At 67.2% G+C, this 21,256-nt stretch carries 17 protein-coding genes and 4 pseudogenes; 15 read left to right on the top strand and 6 right to left on the bottom strand.

The features are described 5' to 3' along the window. Positions 1–71: 71 nt before the first annotated feature. Together OG978_RS40470 and OG978_RS40465 are read right to left on the bottom strand one after the other, a co-directional pair. Positions 72–1,121, bottom strand: coding sequence for an IS110 family transposase (locus tag OG978_RS40470; protein ID WP_326763282.1), 1,050 nt, complete (start codon positions 1,119–1,121; stop codon positions 72–74). A gap of 266 nt (positions 1,122–1,387) precedes the next feature. After that, positions 1,388–1,630 carry a hypothetical protein gene (locus tag OG978_RS40465; RefSeq protein WP_326763283.1) on the bottom strand — a complete coding sequence of 81 codons (243 nt, stop codon included), beginning with the start codon at positions 1,628–1,630 and terminating at the stop codon, positions 1,388–1,390. A 1,250-nt stretch (positions 1,631–2,880) separates the two neighbouring features. Between OG978_RS40465 and OG978_RS40460 the strand changes: the two genes are divergently transcribed. Both OG978_RS40460 and OG978_RS40455 read left to right on the top strand, forming a co-directional pair. Continuing rightward, positions 2,881–3,264, top strand: a complete 384-nt coding sequence (locus tag OG978_RS40460; RefSeq protein WP_266726502.1) for a hypothetical protein — start codon at positions 2,881–2,883, stop codon at positions 3,262–3,264. Between the two features lie 20 nt (positions 3,265–3,284). Next, on the top strand, positions 3,285–4,289 hold the full coding sequence (locus OG978_RS40455; RefSeq protein ID WP_326763270.1) for an IS3 family transposase: 1,005 nt from the start codon (positions 3,285–3,287) through the stop codon (positions 4,287–4,289). 13 nt (positions 4,290–4,302) lie between these two features. On the opposite strand, the gene OG978_RS40450 is transcribed toward OG978_RS40455, so the two are convergent. Beyond that, positions 4,303–5,166 (bottom strand): hypothetical protein, encoded by an 864-nt coding sequence (locus OG978_RS40450; RefSeq protein ID WP_326763284.1) that lies wholly within the window; start codon positions 5,164–5,166, stop codon positions 4,303–4,305. 115 nt (positions 5,167–5,281) lie between these two features. Here OG978_RS40450 and OG978_RS40445 point away from each other — a divergent pair, with 115 nt between their 5' ends. The 8 genes from OG978_RS40445 (at position 5,282) to OG978_RS40410 (ending at position 11,349) form a co-directional block, all read left to right on the top strand. Next, positions 5,282–5,800 (top strand): tyrosine-type recombinase/integrase, encoded by a 519-nt coding sequence (locus tag OG978_RS40445; RefSeq protein WP_326763285.1) that lies wholly within the window; start codon positions 5,282–5,284, stop codon positions 5,798–5,800. A 64-nt stretch (positions 5,801–5,864) separates the two neighbouring features. Then, positions 5,865–6,296 (top strand): hypothetical protein, encoded by a 432-nt coding sequence (locus tag OG978_RS40440; RefSeq protein ID WP_326763286.1) that lies wholly within the window; start codon positions 5,865–5,867, stop codon positions 6,294–6,296. Next, positions 6,280–6,987: a tyrosine-type recombinase/integrase gene (locus tag OG978_RS40435; RefSeq protein ID WP_326769896.1), complete on the top strand. Its 708-nt coding sequence runs from the start codon at positions 6,280–6,282 to the stop codon at positions 6,985–6,987. Before OG978_RS40440 ends, OG978_RS40435 begins: the two co-directional genes overlap by 17 nt. After that, positions 6,987–7,328: a helix-turn-helix domain-containing protein gene (locus tag OG978_RS40430; RefSeq protein ID WP_326763287.1), complete on the top strand. Its 342-nt coding sequence runs from the start codon at positions 6,987–6,989 to the stop codon at positions 7,326–7,328. Before OG978_RS40435 ends, OG978_RS40430 begins: the two co-directional genes overlap by 1 nt. After that, the gene (locus OG978_RS40425; protein ID WP_326763288.1) at positions 7,325–9,781 is read left to right on the top strand and encodes a site-specific integrase; all 2,457 of its coding nucleotides are present in this window, start codon (positions 7,325–7,327) and stop codon (positions 9,779–9,781) included. Before OG978_RS40430 ends, OG978_RS40425 begins: the two co-directional genes overlap by 4 nt. A gap of 6 nt (positions 9,782–9,787) precedes the next feature. Next, positions 9,788–10,213 (top strand): hypothetical protein, encoded by a 426-nt coding sequence (locus OG978_RS40420; protein WP_326763289.1) that lies wholly within the window; start codon positions 9,788–9,790, stop codon positions 10,211–10,213. 12 nt (positions 10,214–10,225) lie between these two features. Beyond that, the gene (locus OG978_RS40415) at positions 10,226–10,834 is read left to right on the top strand and encodes a hypothetical protein (RefSeq protein WP_326763290.1); all 609 of its coding nucleotides are present in this window, start codon (positions 10,226–10,228) and stop codon (positions 10,832–10,834) included. After that, on the top strand, positions 10,831–11,349 hold the full coding sequence (locus tag OG978_RS40410; RefSeq protein WP_326763291.1) for a DUF6262 family protein: 519 nt from the start codon (positions 10,831–10,833) through the stop codon (positions 11,347–11,349). Before OG978_RS40415 ends, OG978_RS40410 begins: the two co-directional genes overlap by 4 nt. Positions 11,350–11,527: 178 nt before the next feature. Here OG978_RS40410 and OG978_RS40405 read toward each other — a convergent pair. Beyond that, positions 11,528–12,759: pseudogene (locus OG978_RS40405) on the bottom strand (IS701 family transposase). Between the two features lie 167 nt (positions 12,760–12,926). Between OG978_RS40405 and OG978_RS40400 the strand changes: the two are divergent. The 3 genes and pseudogenes from OG978_RS40400 to OG978_RS40390 all read left to right on the top strand — a co-directional run bounded on the left by OG978_RS40400 (position 12,927) and on the right by OG978_RS40390 (position 15,978). Continuing rightward, positions 12,927–13,332: pseudogene (locus tag OG978_RS40400) on the top strand (type II toxin-antitoxin system PemK/MazF family toxin). Between the two features lie 165 nt (positions 13,333–13,497). Next, positions 13,498–14,848 (top strand): annotated as a pseudogene (locus OG978_RS40395) (IS630 family transposase). Positions 14,849–15,321: 473 nt separating this feature from the next. Then, on the top strand, positions 15,322–15,978 hold the full coding sequence (locus tag OG978_RS40390; RefSeq protein WP_326763292.1) for a class I SAM-dependent methyltransferase: 657 nt from the start codon (positions 15,322–15,324) through the stop codon (positions 15,976–15,978). Positions 15,979–16,044: 66 nt separating this feature from the next. Here the strand turns inward: OG978_RS40390 and OG978_RS40385 are convergent. Both OG978_RS40385 and OG978_RS40380 read right to left on the bottom strand, forming a co-directional pair. Continuing rightward, positions 16,045–17,269: pseudogene (locus OG978_RS40385) on the bottom strand (IS30 family transposase); the annotation flags it as partial. Positions 17,270–17,343: 74 nt separating this feature from the next. Beyond that, positions 17,344–17,808 (bottom strand): MarR family winged helix-turn-helix transcriptional regulator, encoded by a 465-nt coding sequence (locus OG978_RS40380; protein ID WP_326763293.1) that lies wholly within the window; start codon positions 17,806–17,808, stop codon positions 17,344–17,346. Positions 17,809–17,865: 57 nt separating this feature from the next. On the opposite strand from OG978_RS40380, the gene OG978_RS40375 reads away from it, so the two are divergent. Then, the gene (locus OG978_RS40375) at positions 17,866–18,732 is read left to right on the top strand and encodes an SDR family NAD(P)-dependent oxidoreductase (RefSeq protein WP_326763294.1); all 867 of its coding nucleotides are present in this window, start codon (positions 17,866–17,868) and stop codon (positions 18,730–18,732) included. 173 nt (positions 18,733–18,905) lie between these two features. After that, positions 18,906–21,140 (top strand): MMPL family transporter, encoded by a 2,235-nt coding sequence (locus tag OG978_RS40370; protein WP_326763295.1) that lies wholly within the window; start codon positions 18,906–18,908, stop codon positions 21,138–21,140. Positions 21,141–21,256: the final 116 nt, after the last annotated feature.

Raw genomic sequence — 21,256 nt, 5'->3', positions numbered from 1 at the left:
TGGAACTGGACAGATCGAGCCCCAACAACAAGCTGAGATCTCTACCGAACCCGGGGTGCCTCTGTGTCTTGTCAAGTCCCTTGGATAGGGAGCGGCTTGGCTTTTCGCTCATCGGCGATCATGACGCGCCACACGTGGTCGGCCAGGCGGCGTTTCAGGCACCGCTTCGCTTCCTTCGGCGTCTTACCCTCGGAGAGTTTGCGCTGGTAGTAGGCGTGTCCGGGTGATTTCGGCATCCGTATCTGCACGACCGCGATGGTGTGGAGGACGGAGTTGAGCTGGCGGTCGCCGGAGCGGGAGAGCCGGTGGCGGGCTTTGTCCGCGCTGGCGATCTCCACCGGGGCGGCACCGGCATAGTTCGCGAATGCCGCCGAGGTGGAGAAGCGGTGAGCCCGTCCGGTGCGGCCGATCAGCCGAGCGGCCATGACCGGCCCGATGCCCGGGGTGTCCATCAGCGTGCTGCTCGATGCCTCTACCAGGCTCTGCATCCGGGCAGCGTTGTCCGTGAGCTGCTTGTCCAGTTTCCGGATCTCGGCGACCAGGTCCCAGGCGATGTCCTTCCGGACGGTCTCGATATCGCCGGCGGGGCGGACGGATCGCAGCAGTTTGGCGGCCAGGTCCGCGGACAGCTGTGGCGGGGCGCCGCCGGGCAGCAGGTCACGCAGCAGCGCGTGGAGCTGGTTGACCGTGCGCACCCGGGCCTGGGCCAGGTTCACACGCCGTTCGTCCAGGAGGGCCAGCGCCGTGGTGTGATCCTCGGGCGCGAGATCCCGCCCTTCTCCCTGCAGATAAGCAACGGTGGCTGCGGCCGCTGCGTCTATCTGGTCGTTCTTACGCCGTCCACCGCGGGAAAGTTCGCGCACCCGGCTGGTCGCCGCGGCAGGCACGTCGACGACGCTCTCACCGCGGGCGATGAGCCACTGGGCGAGATGCCGGCCCAGGCCGTTGGCGTTCTCCACAGCCCACTTCCGCTGTGGCCACCGCTTGGCCCAGGCCAGCAGCCGCCGGTAGTCCGCCAGACTGGCCTCGATCCGCATCGACCCGACCTGCTGGTTCGAGACCGGCTCGACGGCGGTGGCGGTGTGGGTGGACTTGTGTGGGTCGACACCGAGCAGTATCACGGGACCTGATTCCTCACAGTCGGACGACGGGGACAGCCACGGTCGACACGCCGACTTCCGGAACCAACCTGGCCGGGACACGCCTCTGCTGAGTCAGACCGCGGACGGACACCGGACCGGCGACATACCCCGGGAGAGCCAGCCCCGAAGAGCGGCAGACGGTTCACGAGTCACCCGGACTGGCGTCCTACGGCACGCTACGAGCGGCCAACCCGACCGCGTCCCGCTTTCCCCATATAAGTCGGCGGTTCAGACCTCCCCATTGCCTATTTCTTGGCAAACTCGATAACGGCTAACACCACTCCGACGACCCCTGCGATTTCAGCAGCTACGGTAAAAATAGAGCGCTTAGGGCCCTCGTCGATATTGTCCGGGTAGAGCCATACACCGACTGCCGCCAATAGACCGATGAAGATTGCTAGGGATCCGTCACCTTTATCCAAAGAATGCAAGACGAGAAATGTTGCGGTGCTAACTAAGAGGAATAACCCTACTTGCTTGTCAGTCACTGCTTCCCCCTCCGTCACAACCCCATGCGGCCGCCTTCTGGCTCCTGGCGAACAGCACAGACACCGGATCGTGCCACTCGGACGCTTGGTAGAGCTGAGCCGCCGTCACCTACCTGCATAGACTATTGGACAACGCCTTAGGGCTGTCCCGTATACGCCACCGCAGGCCAGCGCTCGGCACGTCGGGTGGCACGCATGCTGCTGGCCGCGCAACCGGAAGGAGCTCACGGAGAAACTCGAATTCGAGCATGAGCAGTGGTCGTATGCAAAGCACAGAGCCGACGGGTACACGCAGGACACCCTCTCCTTCAGCCTCACGTGATGCCGCGGCGCGCCGGGCCGTGGCCCGTTGCTATAAGAAGGGGCATGGGAATCTGGACCGACGCCTTCATCCCGCCCCCGGCACCAACTCTCGTGCGGTCGGAGGCGTTCGGCCGGCTCGCGGTCGAGCTGGCGCGAGAGCGTGTGGTCCGGACCCCGTGGGCGCTCCTCGCGGGGAACCTCTGCGTCAACGCGAGCCTCAACTGGGGCAGCGTCAGCGGCCAGGCCAACCGGGACCGGCCTCCCGTCGGTGCGGTGCTGCAGACCGAGGCGTACCCGTGGGACACAGAGGACCCGGACGACGCCCCCCGCCCCGGGGCCCCTCGCACGAGGAGGCCCGGCTGCTCGCCTCCGGCGAGAAGGTGCTCGACATCCTTCCGGCGCTGCGGGCCGCCCCGTACGGCGACGCGGACGTCGCCGTACTGGATCCTCAGCTCCCAGAGGAACTTCTTCGAGTTCCCCTTCGGCATCCGGCAGATCTCAATTCCAAGGGGGCGCCACGCCGTTCGTGCCCTTTCTGGCCCTGGGTCACGTCGAAAGGGCTCTGACTGATCCCCCGCCTCCGTGAGACTTCGGGCCCGGCCTTCCGCTCCGTCGAAGGACCGGGCCCGTGCCGTGTGCCGGCCCCGTACGACCGGTCTTGCCCGAAGTCCCCTTTTCCCCTGCCCCAGCAAAGACCGGCCCATGTCAGCCATCCCACTGCCGGCGCTTCCGCCTCAGTGAGGCAGCTCGGTGTCGAAGAGCTTGGTCACTGAGGTGACGAGCATCAAGGCGTACACGGTGTTGATACGCGAGTACTGGGCCTTGGAGACTCCGTGGGCACTGGGGTGTCTACCGAACGTGCGGGGGATCCCTCTCTGTCAGCCTTGGGTGAGACATCCCGTTCTGCGGGGTTAGCCTGAGAGGGCACGACAGGAGAACCGTCCCTTATGCCCAGTACAGAGCCCGTCGGGTCCGAGCCGGCGCCGAGGCCGAAGCGCCGCACTTTCACCTCGGAGTACAAGCTGCGAATCGTCGCCGAGTACGACGCCGCGCCCAGGAACGAGAAGGGTGCGGTCCTGCGCAGGGAACGGCTCTACCACTCGCATGTCAAGGAGTGGCGGGCCGCCCGGGATGCCGGGGCCCTGGAAAACCTGGTCGACCGCCGGACCAGCCCGGCCCGTGCGAAGAAGTCCGCCGCGGAGGTGGAGAACGAAAAGCTGCGGCAGCAGGTGGAGCGGTTGCAGAGGGACCTGGCACGGAACAAGGCCGCACTCGAGGTGATGGGAAAAGCTTCCGCGCTCTTGGAAATGATCTCCGAGAGCGCGGACTGAAGCCTGCCGCCGACCCTGTCGTGGACGAGGCGTTCACCAGCGTCGAGGTTCAGCTGGGCATCACGGCCGCCTGTCGGCTGACCGGCCGCTCCCGCGCCACGCATTACCGTCGGCTCCGGCCCCCACCACCACGCAGAACACGTGCCCCACAGATGCAGCCGTCGGCCCTGACGGCCGAAGAGCGTTCTGCGGTACTCGAGTTGATGAACGGCGACGAGTACGCCGAGCTGGCGCCCGCGCAGATCTGGGCCCGCGAGCTGGATGCCGGGCGCTATCACTGCTCCGTCTCGACGATGTACCGGATCCTGCGCGAGCAGGATCAGTCCGGTGAGCGCCGACGGCAGGCCACCCATCCCGCCAAGGCGGTGCCCGAGCTGGTCGCCACCGGGCCCTCGCAGGTGTTCACCTGGGACATCACCAAGGCGGCCGGGCCGGCCAAGGGCGTCTGGTATCACGCCTACGTGATCATCGACATCTTCAGCCGGTATATCGTCGGCCACACCGTCGAGCGAGCCGAATCAGCTGTGCGGGCCGAGGAGCTGATCCGCGAGACCATCGCCCGCAACGGCATCGTGCCCCAGACCGTGCACGCGGACCGCGGCACCTCGATGACGTCGAAGAAGGTCTCCCAACTACTGATCGATCTGGGCGTGACGCGGTCGCACTCGAGGCCGAAGGTCTCCAACGACAACCCTTACAGCGAGGCCCAGTTCAAGACCACGAAGTACATGTCGGATTATCCTGAACGGTTCGATTCGCTGGCCCACGCCCGCGAGTGGTTCGACGCGTTCATCGCGTATTACAACCATGAGCACCGGCACTCGGGTATCGGCTGGCACACACCAGCCTCCGTCCACTTCGGGACCGCCGAGGAAGTCCGCGACCAGCGCGCGGTCACCCTCGCCGAGGCATACGCCCGCCACCCCGAACGCTTCGGCCGCCGCCCCAGACCACCCGAGATACCCCAGACGGCCTGGATCAACGACCCGGCCAAACGCAGGGAACCCGCACCACAAACCTCATAGCGTCACGACCGTCTCACTGGACTTGAAATCTTCCGATCGTGCCTCCGTTCGCCGGGAAGTACTTGGCGTGCGCGTACCAGACAGGGGCGAACGTGCAGGCCGTCCTGAACTTGTAGGCGTCCAGCTTGAACTTGGCACCATTCTTCTTGAAGTCGTTCCTCGTGAGCTCGACTCTCAGTGCCTGGCTGAGGTGGCGCTGGAGGATGGAGTCAAGCAGGTTGGTCGCCAGGGCCTGGGCCGCGCTGGTGTGGCCGTCCCGCAACGCGTCCACGACGTCCAGGGCGAAGCTACGGACATCCTGAAGGTCGGGGTGCCTAACCTCTTCCAGGGCATCCTCGCAGCTGTTGACGATGCCATTCCAGCGCTGCCCGATGAGCCGTCTGCGGGCAGCGGCGTCGGGAGCCTCCAGGAGAACCTGAACCGTGCTTGGTCCGGGAACCCACATGAGCGGGATCCCCTCATCGACAAGGAGCGTCTCCATCTCGTCGAGCCTGGGCGCCAGCTCTCGCAGGTTCTCCGGGTAGATACTCCGGGCTGCTTCGGCCAGCGAGGAGAAGACCTGGTGCCAACGCGCGGTCTGGAAGGTCGCAGCTGTAAGCGGTGCGAGGGCCCGTGTGATCGCGTCGTTGAAACCAGTCAGGTCAACCATGTCGAAACGCATGGCCTCTACCGCGGCGGTGAGTTCCGAGGTTGGGATGGCCACACGTGGGACGGCAAGCCCGGCAACGAGCCTTGACAGATGACTCTGCTGCTCACGGTACGGATTGAGGATCGACTTGTAGAAGCCAGACAGGTCCGGCAGGACAATCCGGGAAAGGTCTATTCCTCCGAGCGTCTCGTCCTCCGGCTCCGGCTCCGGCTCACACTGCTTGTTCATGGCCGCATGCTCGCATATCGCAGACAGGGCAAGTCACCTATTTTCGGCAGCATCCAGAGCCCTGCCCTCGAACCACAGACACGGCGTTCCAGTCGTCGAAGGTGCCGGTCATGTAGTGGCCGACGAGCCGGGACCTGCTGTCGGGCTCACCGGCACCGGCATCTTCATCAGCCTCACCTACGGATCCCTCATCGCCTCGTCCGACGGCCACGGCTTCACCTACTGGCTGTTCATCACCATGCTCGTCGCCTGCAACATCGGTGCCTTCTGTGTGACTCTCTACGTCCTCGTCCGCGGCGCGGTCGGGCGCCGTCGAACCTGGGTGGATTCACTGCCCGAGTTCCTGGTCCCCACCGTGGTCACAGTCAAGGACCGCCAGGTCACCCAGATGCTGCCGTTCGACAAGGCTAAGATTTTTCCCTACGCCTACCGACACACCTACGCTCAGCGGCACGCTGACGCCGGCGTCGCTCCCGATGCTCTGCAGTCACTCATGGACCATCGTCAACTGACGACCACCCAGCAGTACTACCGGAACTCTCAGGAATTGCATCAGACGGGCGAGAAACCGCAGGTCGCGAGGTCAGGGCGGGGCCTGACAAGGACTCCATCCTCCTGCAACTTGGCGTCCTGAGCTGGGAGTTTGGCGATCAGATCCCGTCTGATGCAGGATTTGCCCTCTGAAGGGGAGGGTGAAAGTGGGTCTACAGCGACGTGCCGACCTGGCGGGGGCGGCTCAACTGGAGCTGGTCTCCGGGGTGGCCCAGCTGCGTCCACAGGACGCGATGGTCGAGGCGATGGTGCGGGGCTGGAGGGCCCAACAGGCCGCTCGTGGGCTCCGCGAGGACACGGTCACCGCCCGGGAACGACTCGTACGCCGGTTCCTGGAGTACACCAACGAATATCCGTGGGCCTGGGCTCCTGGCCATGTGGACGAGTGGTCACTGTGGCTGACCAGCGAGAAGCACCTCGCGCCGTCCACGATCCGCAGCTATCAGGGCAGTCTGCGCCTGTTCAGCGAGTTCTTGATCGACGGTCGTTACGGCTGGTCGGTGGCCTGCGAGGACGCCTTCGGCACTCACCCGGTGGCCATCTGCCACCGGGTGGAACACCATCGCCCACCTCAATGACTACGAGGGGCGCCCCGAGGCGAGGCCGTTCACCCGCGAGGAGATCCAGCGCTTCCTCGACTACGCCGACGACCAGGTCGAACGGGCGGTCCGGGCCAAGCGCAAGGGAGCCCTCGCCGCCTACCGCGACGCCACCCTCTTCAAGGTCATCTACGGGTGGGGTCTGCGCCGGACCGAGACATCGAAGCTGGATGTGGTGGACTTCGGGCGGAACGCGAAGGCTCCGCAGTTCGGCCGGTACGGCACACTCAACGTCCGCTACGGCAAAGCGAAGAAGGGTCAGCCACCGCGTCGTCGGAACGTGTTGTCGGTGATGGACTGGGCGGTGGATGCGGTCGCCGACTACGTGGAGAACGTACGGCCGCGGTTCGGCTGCGAGGACCACCCCGCGTTGTGGGTGACCGAGAGGGGCGGCCGGGTCAAGCCGGCGGAGATCAATGCCCGGTTCGTCGCCTACCGCGACGCACTGAAGCTCCCGAAGGCGCTGACGGTCCACTCCGCTCGCCATTCTTACGTCACCCACCTCACGGAGGACGGGGTTGACCGGCGGTTTCTGCAGCAGCAAGTCGGTCACGAGAATGACAGCTCTACCGCCATCTACACCCACGTCAGCGACGACTTCATGAACACGATGCTCCACAAGGCACTTGCTCCCGCGCTCGCCCCGATCCCCGCAGACAAGGACCGCTGATGGCCGCGAAGCTCGACTACCACTGGCACCTGCGCAAGGTCATGGCCGACCGTGGGCTCTTCTCCACCACCGACCTCATCCCGCTACTGGACAAACGGGGCATCACCCTGTCGTCCAGCCAGGTCTACCGGCTCGTCGTCGAGCGCCCCGAGCGGCTCAGCCTGAAGATCCTCATGGCCCTGCTCGACATCCTTAACTGCACCATGGACGACCTCATCGAGCCCGTCGCCGCAGCAGGTTCCGGACCAACTACCCGGACAAGGAAGGCCGTTGGTGCCGAGACAGGTGTCGGTGACCTGCGACCCAAGCGAGCCCGCATCCGCGGTCTCGAGCGGCCGTGACCACACCCGGGCTCCCCGATCGGGCCGTCTGCGACCCGATCGGGCTCATCGTGGACCTGGTCGCGGCCGTCGAACATCAGCTGGAGCCTGACCGGATCCGTGCCGTGGTCGCCAGCGTCGCGGGCGGCCGCTCGAAGTCACGCCGCCTCGCGGCACATCTCTCTGAGCATCCTCGCGTGCTGAACGACGGTCGCTCGCCGGCGCCCAGGGCCGTCGGCGACCTGCTCATCGCCCTGCGTGAGGCCGGGGCCCAGAGGGTCTCGCCGCCGTGTTGCGCCGAGTGCGGCAGGCAGATGCGAACTCTCCAGCGCCGCGGTCAGGACTGGTACTGCTGGAACTGCGGGCCGCAGCCCGAGCCATGTGCTGCCTGCGGAAACGCCCGCCGGGTCGCTTCACGCGACCGGGCCGGGCGGCCACGATGCGGCAAGTGCCCGGACACCGACGGACGTGACCCCATCGCAGTGATCGGCGCCCTGATCGCCGCGCTGGACCCGCAGGCCGGACGAGAGACGATCGCCGACGCGGTCCGCCGATCGGCGCCTCGTCCCTCCTACCAGCAGAAACTCGCCTGGACCCTGGAATCCAACCCCGCTCTGTTGACCGGGGAAGGCCACCTTGCACCCCACCGCGCGGTCCTCAAACTGATCGACCTGCTGCACGAGGCCGGCATCGCCGGGATCGTCCGGCCCTCCTGCCCCGGCTGCCACAGAGTCGTACGCATCGACAAGCCTCTGGACGGAAAGCGGGTCTGCCGCATGTGCATCTCCCACTCCCGCATCGAGGAGTGCTCGGGATGCGGAGCCCGCCGAGAGCCCGCCACCCGCGACGACCAAGGCCGGCCAGTGTGTCCGAACTGCCTGGTCAGTGCCCCGGCGAACCTGGAGACCTGCATCAACTGCGGCCGGCGAAAGGTCGTGAACACCCGCACACCGGACGGTCCGCTCTGCGCGAGCTGCCCCTCTTTGCCCACCGCGACTTGCAGCATCTGCGACGCGGAAAAGCCCTGCGGCACCTCCCGCACCACGGGTCGGCCATGGTGCCTGGACTGCCAGCATCGCTCAGCGCCGTGCTCGGCCTGCGGCGGCGTCGCGGCGGTCGTCTCCGGCACTCTCGACCAGCCCCTTTGCACGGACTGCACCGCGCTTGAGGTCTGGCACACCTGTCCCACCTGCAGCGATCCCGACTACCCGCACCCCGGCCAGTGCGCTCGCTGTCTCATCAACCGGCGCCTCAACGAGCTCCTGGGCCCTCCATCCGATGCCCTCCACCCCGCTCTCGAAGTCCTGCGGAACAACATCGCCACCGCCGAGCACCCCATCACCGCCAAGCGGTGGCTGAACAAGCCGTCCGTGTCTCCGGTTCTGGCCGACCTCGCGGCCAGCAGACGAGCCCTGACTCACGAGGCCCTCGACGAGCTGCCCGACAGCCCACCTCTCGCTCACCTCCGCCAAGTCCTCGTCGGCGTCGGTGCACTGTCCGAGCGGGACGAGTACATGGTCCGCCTCGAACGCTTCCTCACCGGCCTTCTTGCATCACAGCAAGACCCCGAACAGCGCAAAGTCCTGCACCGGTACGCGATATGGCACCTGGTCCGGCGACTACGTCGACGCAGCAACAGCCGACCCCTGACCCCGCAGCAGTTCATGTCCGCGCGTCAACGAACCCACGCGGCCGTCGCCTTCCTGACCTGGCTGAAAGCTCACGACCTCGCCTTGGAGACCTGCCAGCAGGCCGACCTCGACCAGTGGCTCACCGACGACTCCGCCACCTACCGCCACACGGCCGGACACTTCATCCGCTGGGCTCGCACCAACAAGCTCACCACCGTCCACGTCCCCGCCGTCCGCTGGCACGGCCCCACCCAGCCACTCGATGACGAGCATCGATGGAACGTCGCACGCCGACTCCTGCACGACGACACCCTCAAACCAGAAGACCGCCTCGCAGGACTCCTTCTCCTCCTTTACGCCCAAGGACCGTCAGCGATCAGCCGGTTGACCACCGAGGACGTCGAGGCCAGCGCCCAGGAAGTACGTCTCCACCTTGGCGATGCCCCCGTCCGGTTGCCCGAGCCCGTCGCCGCACTGGCCCGCCTGGTTGCCGCGAACCGCAAGGGTCACGCCACCATCGGGGCCTTGACTCCGTCTCCATGGCTCTTCCCTGGCGGCCAGCCCGGACGGCCGATCAGCACCACACAGCTGACCCAGCGGCTGAACCAGCTCGGGATCCGGCCCAATCAGGCCCGCAGCACCGCGCTCTTCCAGCTCGCCACCGAGATCCCGGCCGGGATCCTCGCCCGCACGCTCGGCATCCACACCGATGTCGCTGTCGCCTGGCAACGTCTCTCCGCGGGCGACTGGGCCACCTACGCAGCCGAGATCAGCCACAGAACAAGTCGCCACGACCACGAAATCGCGTCCGGCGACCGGTGCCGCGACTCACGACACGAATGAGATCCAATGCGAACCTATCGCTACAAAGTGCAGAAGAGTGGCTTCGGACTGTTTCTCGGGATCGCAGCCGAAGCCATCCGGCTGACGGTCCCGCCAACTGCCGGCGCCCCCGTCAGCGACCGGGTCTGGCTAGACGCTTCCGAGGTCAACAACGCCTACTACGGCAGTCGGCTGACACTCACCGAGAGTGAAGTCGCCACGCTGCGAGTCGGCCTGGGCAAGGTCTCTGGCGACATCGAACTCGTCGAAAGCAGCCCTTACATACTGATCGCAGTCCGAGCACTGGAGATCTTCGAGGTCGATTACGCAGAGGTGGCCCTCGCGCCGGCGATCGCCAGGTGGGCCGAAGCGGAGTTCTCTCTGGCACCCCGCCGCTGCCACGCCACTCGCGACAGCGCTACCGGCGAGTTCACGTTGGACTGTGATGAGTGACCTACATGGCCAATGGTGTCATCGGGTGCGATCACGCCCAAGGCATTCGGACAGTTCCAATACCCGACGTCACCATTAGTCGGCGAGAAGCGCAAGCGTGAGGCGGTGGAACGGGTCACCTCAATGCAGTTCGACCGGAACGGCAACCGTGTCTGGCGCAAGGCACAGGCCCTGCTCGACTCCGAGCATGCCCGCCGGGCCATCGGGGAGGTCCAGGTCCCTTATGGGCTCTGCACCGAACCCACCAACGTCCAGGCCGGTGGCCACGACTGCCCCGTCCGATTCCGCTGCGTCGGCTGCGACCACTACCGCACCGACGTCTCCTACCTTCCCGACCTGGAGGCATACCTCGCCGATCTCCTCCGCGGCCGCGAACGCCTCGCCGCATTCGCAGCCGATTCCTGGGCAAAGGACGAGGCCATGCCTTCCGACGAGGAGATCACGCGGGTCCGCCGCCTGATCAAACGCGTTCGGGAGGACCTGGGCGACCTCACCGAGGAGGACCAGATTCAGATCAAGGAAGCCGTCACTGTGGTCCGCCGCACCCGTCGCGTCGTCTCACTCGGCCTGCCCCGCGTTGGACCACCCGAGGGCCTCCGTCCCGAAAGGCCCGCAGGATGACCAATCCCATGATCGATGGAAAACGCGCAGACTCGGCCCGCCGCCGCGAACGCGTCCTCAAAGCCATCGACACCGCCGCCAAGAACGGCGGAGACATCACCGTTTCCGGTCTCGCCAGAGCCGCCCGAGTCGATCGCACCTTCCTCTATCGCCACCGCGACCTACTCGAACGCGTCCATGCCGCCGCCAACACCCCTGTCAATGAGGGGCGAATCGCCGCGGTCAGCCGGGCTTCGCTCCAGGCTGACCTCACAAACGCGCTCGACCGTAACAAGCGCCTTGCGGCACGAGTCCGACATCTAGAGAGCCGGTTGTCCTCCCAACTCGGAGAGGCCATCTGGGCCGAATCCGGCCTCGGCACCCCGGTCGACATCGACCGGCTCCAACACCGCATCGCCCTCCTCGAACAAGAGCTCGCCACCAAGCAGGGCGAACTTGAAGAACGAACAGAAGAGTTGGATGCCTCGCGGGCGGCCAACCGGGAGTTGACCCGATCCCTAAATTACCGGCCTTGATCACGACCGGCCACTGTCTGAACTGAGCCAGTCAGACCATCCGCCCCGGTTCTCGGCGTCCTGCGTCTGTCGAGAACCGGGGCACGTTACCCGATCGGTAGCCTCCGATGCCGCAGCCGGCGCCTCCATCTCCAGGTCGGGGGCATATGGCTAATACTCCAGCCGTAGATCGTGATCTTCATGCCTGAGTGGCTTGTCGACGGTAGTGGCTGGCCTGGGATCGGGCCTGGTGGCGGCGCCGCCAGTCGGACCAACCGAGCCGGTGGGCGGCATCGTGGACGGGTCGGACAACGAGTGTGATGAACAGGCGCTGGATCTCGTTGCAGGTGAGCGGAATGAGGGCATCGGGTGCGGGGCGGGTGTGCTCGTCTGCGCGTACGACGGCGAGGAAGGCGTGCGCGAGCATGGCGAGGGTGACCCAGCGGGACCAGGAGGCATAGCGGCGGACCTGGTGCTCGTCGAGCGCGGCCAGGCCCTTGCCCGACTGGAAGAACTCCTCCACCCGCCATCTTGATCCAGCGACTCTGACCAGCACGGTCAGCGGCACGGGTGCGCGCGAGTAGCAGCGGTAGTAGGCGAGTTCGCCGGTGCTGCGGTTACGGCGGATCAGCAGCTGACGACTCCCGGGTCGGGGGTCGGCGAGGTCGATGACTGCCCAGTCGTAGAAACGGTGGCCCTTGGCCCCGGCCCCTGTGGAGAGCTTCTGCCAGGCCCGCTTGGGCACCTTCTTGGCCAGGGTGTCCGCGCGGAACTTCCCGGCGCCGGTGGTGACTTCGTGCGAGCAGGCCACCGCGAGGACGTAGCCGGTGCCGCGTTCCTCCAGTGCGGTTCGCAGCCTGGGGTTGCCGCCGTAGACCTCGTCGCCGGCGACCCATGCGGCCTGGTGGCCGGCGTCCAGGAACCGGGCAACCATACGAGTGGCCAGTTCCGGCTTGGTGGCGAAGGCGGTGTCCTGGTCGAGTCCGGCATCCCGGCAGCGGTCAGGGTCGGAGGTCCATGAACGCGGGACGTACAGTTCCCGGTCCACTGCCGCGTGCCCGCGCCGGCCGGCGTAGACCAGGTAGACGGCGACCTGGCATTTTCGATCCTGCCCGCGGTGCCGGTGTACTGGCGCTGAACGCCGACCGTGCCGGTGCCCTTCTTCACGTCCCCGGTCTCGTCGACCACCAGTACCGCCTGGTCGTCGTGCAGGTGGTCCACCACGTAGTCACACACATCGTCGCGGACCCGGTCGGCGTCCCACTTGGCCCGCCCCAGCAGATGCTGCATGCCGTCCGGGGTCCTCTCCCCGGCCCATTCGGCGATGGTCCAGCAGTTCTTGCGCGGCAGGTCCGACAGCAGTCCGAGCACCAACTTCCGGACCCGGAACCGAGGTTCGACCCGTGTGAACCGTCCCGCTATCCGGCTCATCAGGCCCTCGAACGCCTCCTGCCAGCGGGCAGGGTCTACGCTGTGACCTGCGGCCACCGCGTGATCGTTTGTCTTCACACACCGATGATCAACGGGTGGCCGCACCCGTCTCCACAGCGCGTCGGGGTCGCGCAGCGCCCGCCCGCCGTCCTGTGTCAGGAGGACATGTGCAACGTGGCGAAGTCTGGTGGGTGGAGTTCGACGAGCGGCGGCCGGTCGTGCTGCTGTCGGGAGACGACGCGTCCGGGATCCGGGTGATGCAGGTCGTCGCTCGGGCGGGTGTCGACATCACCGATCTGGGCGTCGAAGTGGCAGTAGGCGCCGTGGAAGGACTGCCCTTTGAAGGCGTGCTTCGGTTCGCGTTCCCGCGTCCGGGGCTTTACCCCTTGCACGTGGCTGACCACCGTGTCCCGGGACGACCTGATCGAGCGGGCGGGCGCCCTGTCCTCCGCGAAACTCAGCGAGATTGAGAACGCCCTCCGTCTCGGTGAGCAGGCGAAGGAGTGGACCCCGGCGACGACCGCGAAGCTCAGCGAGATAAGGAACGCCCTCCGTCTCGGTGGACTCGGGTAGGCGGAGAAGGAAACGAACGCCCGCGACGGCGTGGTCGGTCTCATCCAGATGATCGACGCTGCCGGCTGCCTCCTCGGCGCCCCTCACGATCGAGATCACGAACTACGGCTGGAGTACTAGTGTGATGCGCCAGAAAAGGCGGTCTTAAGTCTGTAGGCTGTTTTTATGTCGCATCGAGGCCCTCGTGCTGTCGAAGTCGTGCTGTCCGCTGAGGAGCGTGCGGAGTTGCTGCGCTGGGCGGGTGGCGGGGTGCCGGCCCGTGTGGCCGAGCGGGCGCGGATCATCCTGGCCTGTGCGGACGGGGCGTCAAATACCGCTGTGGCGGCGGACTGTGGGGTGTCCGTGGAGACGGTGCGCAAGTGGCGTTCGCGGTTCGTGGCCCGGCGGCTGGCGGGCTTGGTGGATGAGCCGCGGCCGGGCCGGCGCAAGCCGGACCTGGTGCTCAGCGAAGCCGAGCGTGCGGAGCTGACGCGCTGGGCGCGGCGGGCGAAGACCGCGCAGTTCCTGGCACTGCGCGCGAAGATCGTGCTGCGGTGTGCGGAGGGCGGGACGAACAAGGAGGTCGCGGCCGAACTCGGCATCGCCCACGCGACGGTGAACCGCTGGCGCTCCAGGTTCATCACCCTGCGTCTGGACGGACTGACGGACGAGCCCCGCCCCGGCAGGCCGCCCTCGGTCCTGCTCGACCAGGTCGAGGACGTACTCGTGGCGACTCTGGAGTCCGTCCCGGGCAAGGACACGCACTGGTCGCGTGCCTCGATGGCGAAGCACAGCGGGCTGTCGAAATCGACCGTCGGGCGGATCTGGAAGAAGTTCGACCTCAAGCCCCACCTGCAGGACTCCTTCAGACTGTCCACCGACCCGCAGTTCGTCGCCAAGGTCGTCGACGTCGTCGGCCTCTACCACCAGCCGCCGGAGAAGGCGGTGGTTCTCTGCGTCGATGAAAAGAGCCAGATCCAGGCACTGGACCGCTCGCAGCCGGTACTGCCGATGATGCCGGGCATGCCCGAACGCCGCACCCACGACTACTACCGGCACGGGATCACCAGCCTGTTCGCCGCCTTCAACATCGCCGACGGCACCGTCATATCGGAACTGCACCGCCGCCACCGCGCCATCGAGTTCAAGAAGTTCCTGATCCGGATCGACAAGGCCGTGCCCAGCGGACTCGACGTCCATCTGGTCTGTGACAAATTACGCCACCCACAACACCGCCGAGATCAAGACGTGGCTGGGAAAACACCCCCGCTTCCACGTCCACTTCACCCCGACCGGCTCTTCCTGGATGAACCAGGTCGAGCGGTGGTTCGGCCTGCTGACCGACAAACTCATCCGCCGCGGCGTCCACACTTCCGTGACAGCCCTGGAGAAGGACATCACCGCCTGGATCGACACCTGGAACGAGAACCCGAAGCCGTTCACCTGGACCAAGACCGCCGACGAGATCCTCAAGTCCCTCGCCGACTACCTCACCAAAATCAGCCCACCCAGCACCGAAAACCAGCGGCAGACTTAAGATCACCTTTTCTGGCGCATCACACTAGCACTCCTGCTGTAGATCGCGATCTTCATGCTTGAGTGGGTTGTCGCTGGTAGTGGCTGGTCTGTGACAGGGCCTGGTGGCGGCGTCGCCAACGAGACCCCGTGGGGGCGGGCCGGCGGGTGAGGGTGGCTGGCCTGCCCCGCCGGGGTTTCGGGCTCGCCGCAGGCGGGACCAGGACGTGACGTACGAGCACGACGAGGGGACGAAGGCAGAATCCGCAGCCTGTTCCGTCGGCGGCCCTGACTCCGGCAGGGCGATGGCGTCGGATTCCAAGGATCGTCGCAACACGTGATCGCCGTTGTGTGATGGCGAGCAGTCTAGACAGCCGCTCCGCCGGGCTACCCGGCCGAGCGGCTGTCGGTCGTTCCAGGCCGGGCGCCCCGGCCAGCTCACATTTATCTCGGTTGTGGTTTCGCAGGCGGCCGAGGGGCTGATGGACTCACGCCATGACGACTTTGCTGCCCCGCGTCCTTCGAGCACTTGAGCAGTTCCATGCCGCCCATCCCTGGGACCACAACGCCCATTACCACCGGTGGATCCTGCGCCAGCTGGCCAGCCGTTTCAACAGGGCTTTGGACGTCGGATCAGGGAGCGGTGACCTCGCCAGACTCCTGGCCTCACGGGCCGGAGCGGTGCACGGTATCGACGTCGATCCCACGATCGTCGATCGCGCGCGGGAACTCACAAAACCCGCCGCCCCGGTGACCTTCACTGTCGGAGACGCCTTGAAGGATGTGCCGCCTGGTCCCTACAACGTCATCACATGTGTCGCCACCATCCACCACATGCCGTTCAGCGACGCCCTCACCTGCTTCCGTCAGGAGCTGGCGCCTGGCGGAACGCTGGTCGTCGTCGGCGTGTATCGCCCGCAGTCTCGGAGCGATTACCTGATCGACGCCGTGGCCATTCCGGCGAACGTGGCCATGGCCTGGATCAAGAACAAGGGCCGCAAGGCGCCGCGACCAGCCTCAATGACCGCCCCGACCCGACCGGCAACTACGACCTTTGCAGACATCGTTCGCGACGCCCACCAGGCGCTACCCGGTGCACGGCTGCACCGACGACTGTTTTGGCGCTACACGCTGGTCTGGCACCGCCACTAGGAGGTCGGCCTCGGCTTGGCCTGGGGCCAAAGGCGCCGCGCGGAGGGCCCCCTGTGCCGTCAGGAGTCCCGTACTCAGCAGACTTTGCAGGCGCTCGGCTGGAGTTTCCCAGCCGAGCGTTTTGCGTGGGCGGCTGTTGAGTTCGGCAGCCACCGCGTCCAGGTGCTCGCGGGTGTGCCGGGACAGGTCGGTTCCCTTGGCAAAGTACTGCCGGAGAAGGCCGTTCGTATTCTCGTTCGAGCCGCGCTGCCAGGGACTGCCCGGGTTGCAGAAGTAGACCGGCATGTTCGCGGCGGCGGAGAAGAGCTCATGACCTGCCATCTCGTTGCCCTGGTCCCAGGTCAGTGACCGTCGCAGATGGGGCGGAAGCTGGCTGATGGTGGCGGTGAGCGCCTGGTGGAAGTGCTCTGCCCGATGCCCGTTGGGCAGGTGCACCAGCATGGTGAAGCGGGTCGTGCGCTCGACGAGTGTGCCGATGGCGGAGCGGTGGTCGGCGCCGACGATGCAGTCGCCTTCCCAGTGGCCGGGTATGGCGCGATCAGCCGCTTCAGCGGGCCGGTCGCTAATCATCACCATGGGGGCGGTGAACCGGGGCTGCCGCTTGTTTGCCTGGCGGTGGGGGCGCCGGCGGGCCCGCCCGCTCCGCAGGGCCTTGGTGAGTTCGCGGTGGAGTTCTCCACGGCCTTGGATGTAGAGGGCCTGGTAGATCGTCTCGTGCGTCACGCGCATCTCCGGGTGGACGGGCAAGTCCCGGCGGAGCTGGTGGGCTATCTGCTCCGGGCTCCAGCGCCGTTCCAGACGCTCTTGAATGTAGTCACGCAGCCGCGGACACCGGCCGATCTTCCCGGCCTTGGGGCGAGGTCGGCGGGCATCGGCACGGGCCTGGGCGACGTCAGGCCGGTAGGTCCACTCGGTGCCGCGCCGAGCGCGCCGTTGCGGCGTATTTCTCGGCGATGATCGACGGGCTGCGGCCCAGCTCGGCGGCAATCGTGCGGATGGACACCTTCTCCCGCAGCCGGTCAGCGATGTGGATGCGCTCATCTGCACCGAGGTAGCGGCCGGACGAAACGGGGACGGCCGCCCGCTGTGAACGAACGGGCGGCTCGACCCTGCCGCTATTGAGCAGGCGGCCGTTACGCCACCCACGAGCGGTCCGCACATGGACACCTACACGCTTGGCCGCATCTGCACTGCTGTAGCCCTGTTGCACGAGCCGGAAGTATTCCTCCCGCTCAGCATGGAGCCTCTTGCGCCCCTGCGGCCTGCGGTCCTTCCGAGCTTCGAACCCCATCGCATCCCCTGAGCTGGGGTGTTGCGACGACGGCTAGAACGGAGGCCACTGGGGCGGGGGCTCTTTCGTGCCTGTCAGCCGGTCTTGCCGCCAGTGAGGGCGATGTCCAGGTGCGCGAGCAGTGTGTCGAGTGTGGCCAGCTGTTGTGGTTCGAGGCGGCCGAAGCGCTGGCGAAGCACGTGCGTGCCTGCTTCTTCCGCGGCCCTTAGTGCCGTGCGGCCGATGTCGGTGATGGAGACGGTCTTGCGGCGGCGGTCCTCGGGGTCGCCGGTTCGGGCGACCATGCCGAGGCGCTCCAGGCCCTCCACGATCTGGGTGACGGAGCGCGGTGCTTGGCCGAGGGAGGCGGCCAGCTGTGCTTGGTGGAGCGCGCCGCTGCTGACCAGTGCCTGAAGGACCTTGGTGCGGGACAGGGACAGGCCTGCGGTCGCCAGCATGTGCTGGTCGACCTGTTCGCGCAGGCTGTACGCGAGGGTGAGGAAGGACAGTCCCACCTGCTCCGGGGCGCTGCCTGCCGTTGTTGATTCGTGCTGCTCCATGGTTCGGGTATCCTCGCACAACATAATCATGAGGTACCTCACGAAAGGGGTTGTGGGATGGATCGTCCCGTCGCTGTGATCACGGGAGCCACCTCCGGGCTGGGCCGCATCGCTGCCTTCGAGCTGGCCCGCCGGGGCTACCACATCGGCACCGTGGCCCGCTCCCGCAGCAAGGCACAAGCCCTCGTCGCCGACCTGAGGGCGGTGACCGCCGAGCCCGTCGATGTCTTCCATGCCGACCTCGGCGTGCTCTCCGACGCCCGCCGCGCGGGCGAGGAGATCGCCGCGCGCTATCCGCGCCTGGACGTCCTGGTGAACAACGCCGGCCTGCACGCCTTCGCGCAGCGCATCACCACCGAGGGCCTCGCGGAGATGACGGCGGTGAACTACCTCGGCCCGTTCGTCCTGACCGAGGCGCTGACGGCGAAGCTCGGCGCCTCGGCGCCGGTCCGGATCGTCAACGTCGCCTCCGAAGCAGCCCAGCAGGCGAAAACGATCGCCCCGGCCGAGGATCTGCGGCGCACCGAGCCCTACACCCGGCGGGAGTCGATGTCCCTGTACGGGCGCACCAAGTTGATGACCATCATGTGGACGCAGGAACTCGCCCGCCGCCTGGATGCGGACAAGGTGACCGTGAACTGCTGCGACCCCGGCTTCAACGCCACCGGCCTGGGCCGGGACCTGCCCGGCTCCGCCGTCCTGCAGCGGGTGCTGAACACCCTGAGGATCGGCGATCCCCGCAAGGGCGCTGGCATCATCGTGCGACTCGCCACCGACCCGGCGCTCGCGGGCACCACCGGGGGCTACTTCTCCGTCCGTGACGCCCGTCCCTTGCAGTGCCCCGAGCCCGGCCGGGAGCCGCGCGTGCAGCGGGAGCTGTGGGACGCGACGGTGGCGCTTCTTGCCGCCCGCCCGGCTGGCTGAGACCCGGGACGTCCGCCTCGAGGAGGACACCGCCCGGTACGGGGGTACCGTCCCGGCCGCAGATTCGTCCTCGCGTAGCTCATTTCAGCCGCACGCGACTTCTACGTTCATGGGCGGAGCCTGTCGGGCTCGCCCTCACACATCCGTTTTCCCTCTTGGTGGGAGTAACTTTCGTGGCCACCTTTCTCTACCGGCTCGGCCGGCTCGCCTTCCGGCGGCGCAGGCTGGTGCTGCTGGCGTGGATCGCGGTGCTCGTCGCCGCGGTCATCGGCGTCAGCAGCGTGTCGGGCAGTACGACGGACGACTTCACGCTTCCCGGAACCCAGTCGCAGCAGGCCATCGACCTGCTGGAGAAGGAGTTCCCGCAGGCTTCGGCCGGCGGCGCCACGGCCCGTGTGGTCATCGAGGCTCCGGACGGGCAGAAGCTGACGTCCGCCGCGCACAAGCAGGAGGTGGAGTCCCTGGTCGCCGACCTGCGCAAGGCACCGCAGGTGGCGAACGTCGCCGACCCCTTCACCGCCGGCCTGGTCAGCTCCTCGGGCAGCATCGCCTACGCCCAGGTGACCTACGCCGTCCCGCAGGCCGACATCACTCCCGCCGCGTCGGACGCCCTGCACGAGGTGGCGGACAAGGGCGAGAAGGCAAGCCTGAAGATCAGCCTCGGCGGCAACGCGGTGCTGGAGGAGGAGCAGAGCAACGCGGCCGAACTGATCGGCCTGCTGGTCGCCGCATTCGTCCTGGTCATCACCTTCGGTTCACTGGTCGCGGCCGGACTGCCCCTGGTGTCTGCGATCGTCGGCGTCGGCATCGCCCTGTGTGCCATCACCGTCGCCTCGTCGTTCGTCGACATGGCCTCCAACGCGCAGACCCTGGCGCTCATGCTGGGTCTGGCGGTGGCCATCGACTACGCCCTGTTCATCGTCTCCCGCTACCGCACAGAGCTGCGTGAGGGGCACACGCCCGAGGAAGCCGCCGGGCGTGCCCTGGGCACCGCGGGCTCGGCGGTGGTCTTCGCCGGTCTGACCGTCGTCATCGCGCTCGCCGGTCTGAGTGTCATCGGCATCGCGATGCTCACCACCATGGGCCTGGCCGCGGCCTTCGCCATCACCGTCGCCGTGCTGGTCGCGCTCACCCTCCTGCCGGCCACGCTGGGCTTCACCGGTACCCGCGTGGCCCACGGCCGCCTCACCACACGCCGCGTGCGTGCCGAGCAGCACGGCCGACGCGTCACGATGGGCGTTCGCTGGGGTCGCTTCGTCACCCGCCACCCCTGGAAGATGCTGCTGGCGTCGGTTATCGGCCTGGGTGTGCTGGCCATTCCGGCACTGTCGCTGCGGCTGACCCTGCCCGACGACAGCATGGCCGCTCCCGGCAGCACCCAGCGCGTGGCCTACGACACGCTCAGCAAGGGTTTCGGGCCGGGCTTCAGCGGCCCGCTGACCATCGTCGTCGACGCTCGCGACAGCGACGACGCCAAGACCGCGGCCATGGACACCTCCGCCATGCTGGAGGGTCTCGACGACGTCGCCACCGTACGGCCCCCGGTCTTCAACGAGGCCGGTGACGTCGCCCTGATCACTGCGGTGCCGAGCAGTCCGCCCACCAGCCAGGAGACCGTCGACCTGGTCGGCGACATCCGCGAGGGCAGCGACGCGGTGGAGAAGGACAGCGGCACGCAGGTGATGGTGACAGGCACGACCGCGCTCAACATCGATGTCTCCGCCAAGCTCGGCGAGGCGATGGTGCCCTACCTGGCCATCGTCGTCGGCCTCGCGCTGGTCCTGCTGCTCCTCGTGTTCCGCTCGGTCCTGATCCCGATCAAGGCCGCGGCCGGCTTCCTGCTCAGCGTCGTCGCCACCCTCGGCGTGCTGGTCGCCGTGTTCCAGTGGGGCTGGCTCAAGGACGTCTTCGGCGTCGACGAGACCGCACCCATCGTCAGCCTGCTGCCTATCCTGCTGATCGGCGTGGTCTTCGGCCTGGCCATGGACTACGAGGTGTTCCTCGTCTCCGGGATGCGCGAGGCCTATGTCCACGGCGCCGGCCCCACCGAAGCGATCGTCACCGGGTTCCGCCACGGCGCCCGCGTGGTCACCGCCGCCGCCATCATCATGATCTCGGTGTTCGCCGGGTTCCTCCTCGACGACATCGCCCTGGTGAAATCCATCGGCATGGGCCTTGCCACCGCGGTCCTCTTCGACGCCTTCGTCATCCGCATGACCCTCGTCCCCGCGGTGATGACCCTGCTCGGCGCACGGGCCTGGGCACTTCCCCGCTGGCTCGACCGCCTCCTGCCCAACGTCGACGTGGAGGGCGAGAAGCTCCGCCGGGTACTGGCCGAACGCGACCGCCAGACCCGCTTCCCCGCGCAGAACGACCAGGAGCCGACGGCGCCCGCGCCCATCGGATAGGCACAGCCCCGGCACACCCCGACCCCGCCTGCCGGCCCCCACCCCCCCGAGGGGCGGCAGACGGCCCCCGGGGCCCGGACAGCACACCGTGCACCGCACATCGGCTGTCCGGGCCC

This window comes from Streptomyces sp. NBC_01591 (assembly GCF_035918155.1).
Taxonomy (GTDB): domain Bacteria; phylum Actinomycetota; class Actinomycetes; order Streptomycetales; family Streptomycetaceae; genus Streptomyces.
The sequence above is the reverse complement of the archived record's forward strand: the minus strand, read 5'-3'. Positions and strand labels throughout refer to the sequence as shown.

What these genes read in the sequence shown, in the direction of transcription:
- OG978_RS40460 (WP_266726502.1), top strand. Translation starts at nt 2,881, where the DNA reads ATGCCCAGTACAGAGCCCGTCGGGTCCGAGCCGGCGCCGAGGCCGAAG.
- OG978_RS40450 (WP_326763284.1), bottom strand. Translation starts at nt 5,166, where the DNA reads ATGAACAAGCAGTGTGAGCCGGAGCCGGAGCCGGAGGACGAGACGCTC.
- OG978_RS40430 (WP_326763287.1), top strand. Translation starts at nt 6,987, where the DNA reads ATGGCCGCGAAGCTCGACTACCACTGGCACCTGCGCAAGGTCATGGCC.
- OG978_RS40420 (WP_326763289.1), top strand. Translation starts at nt 9,788, where the DNA reads ATGCGAACCTATCGCTACAAAGTGCAGAAGAGTGGCTTCGGACTGTTT.
- OG978_RS40415 (WP_326763290.1), top strand. Translation starts at nt 10,226, where the DNA reads ATGGTGTCATCGGGTGCGATCACGCCCAAGGCATTCGGACAGTTCCAA.
- OG978_RS40410 (WP_326763291.1), top strand. Translation starts at nt 10,831, where the DNA reads ATGACCAATCCCATGATCGATGGAAAACGCGCAGACTCGGCCCGCCGC.
- OG978_RS40390 (WP_326763292.1), top strand. Translation starts at nt 15,322, where the DNA reads ATGACGACTTTGCTGCCCCGCGTCCTTCGAGCACTTGAGCAGTTCCAT.
- OG978_RS40380 (WP_326763293.1), bottom strand. Translation starts at nt 17,808, where the DNA reads ATGGAGCAGCACGAATCAACAACGGCAGGCAGCGCCCCGGAGCAGGTG.
- OG978_RS40375 (WP_326763294.1), top strand. Translation starts at nt 17,866, where the DNA reads ATGGATCGTCCCGTCGCTGTGATCACGGGAGCCACCTCCGGGCTGGGC.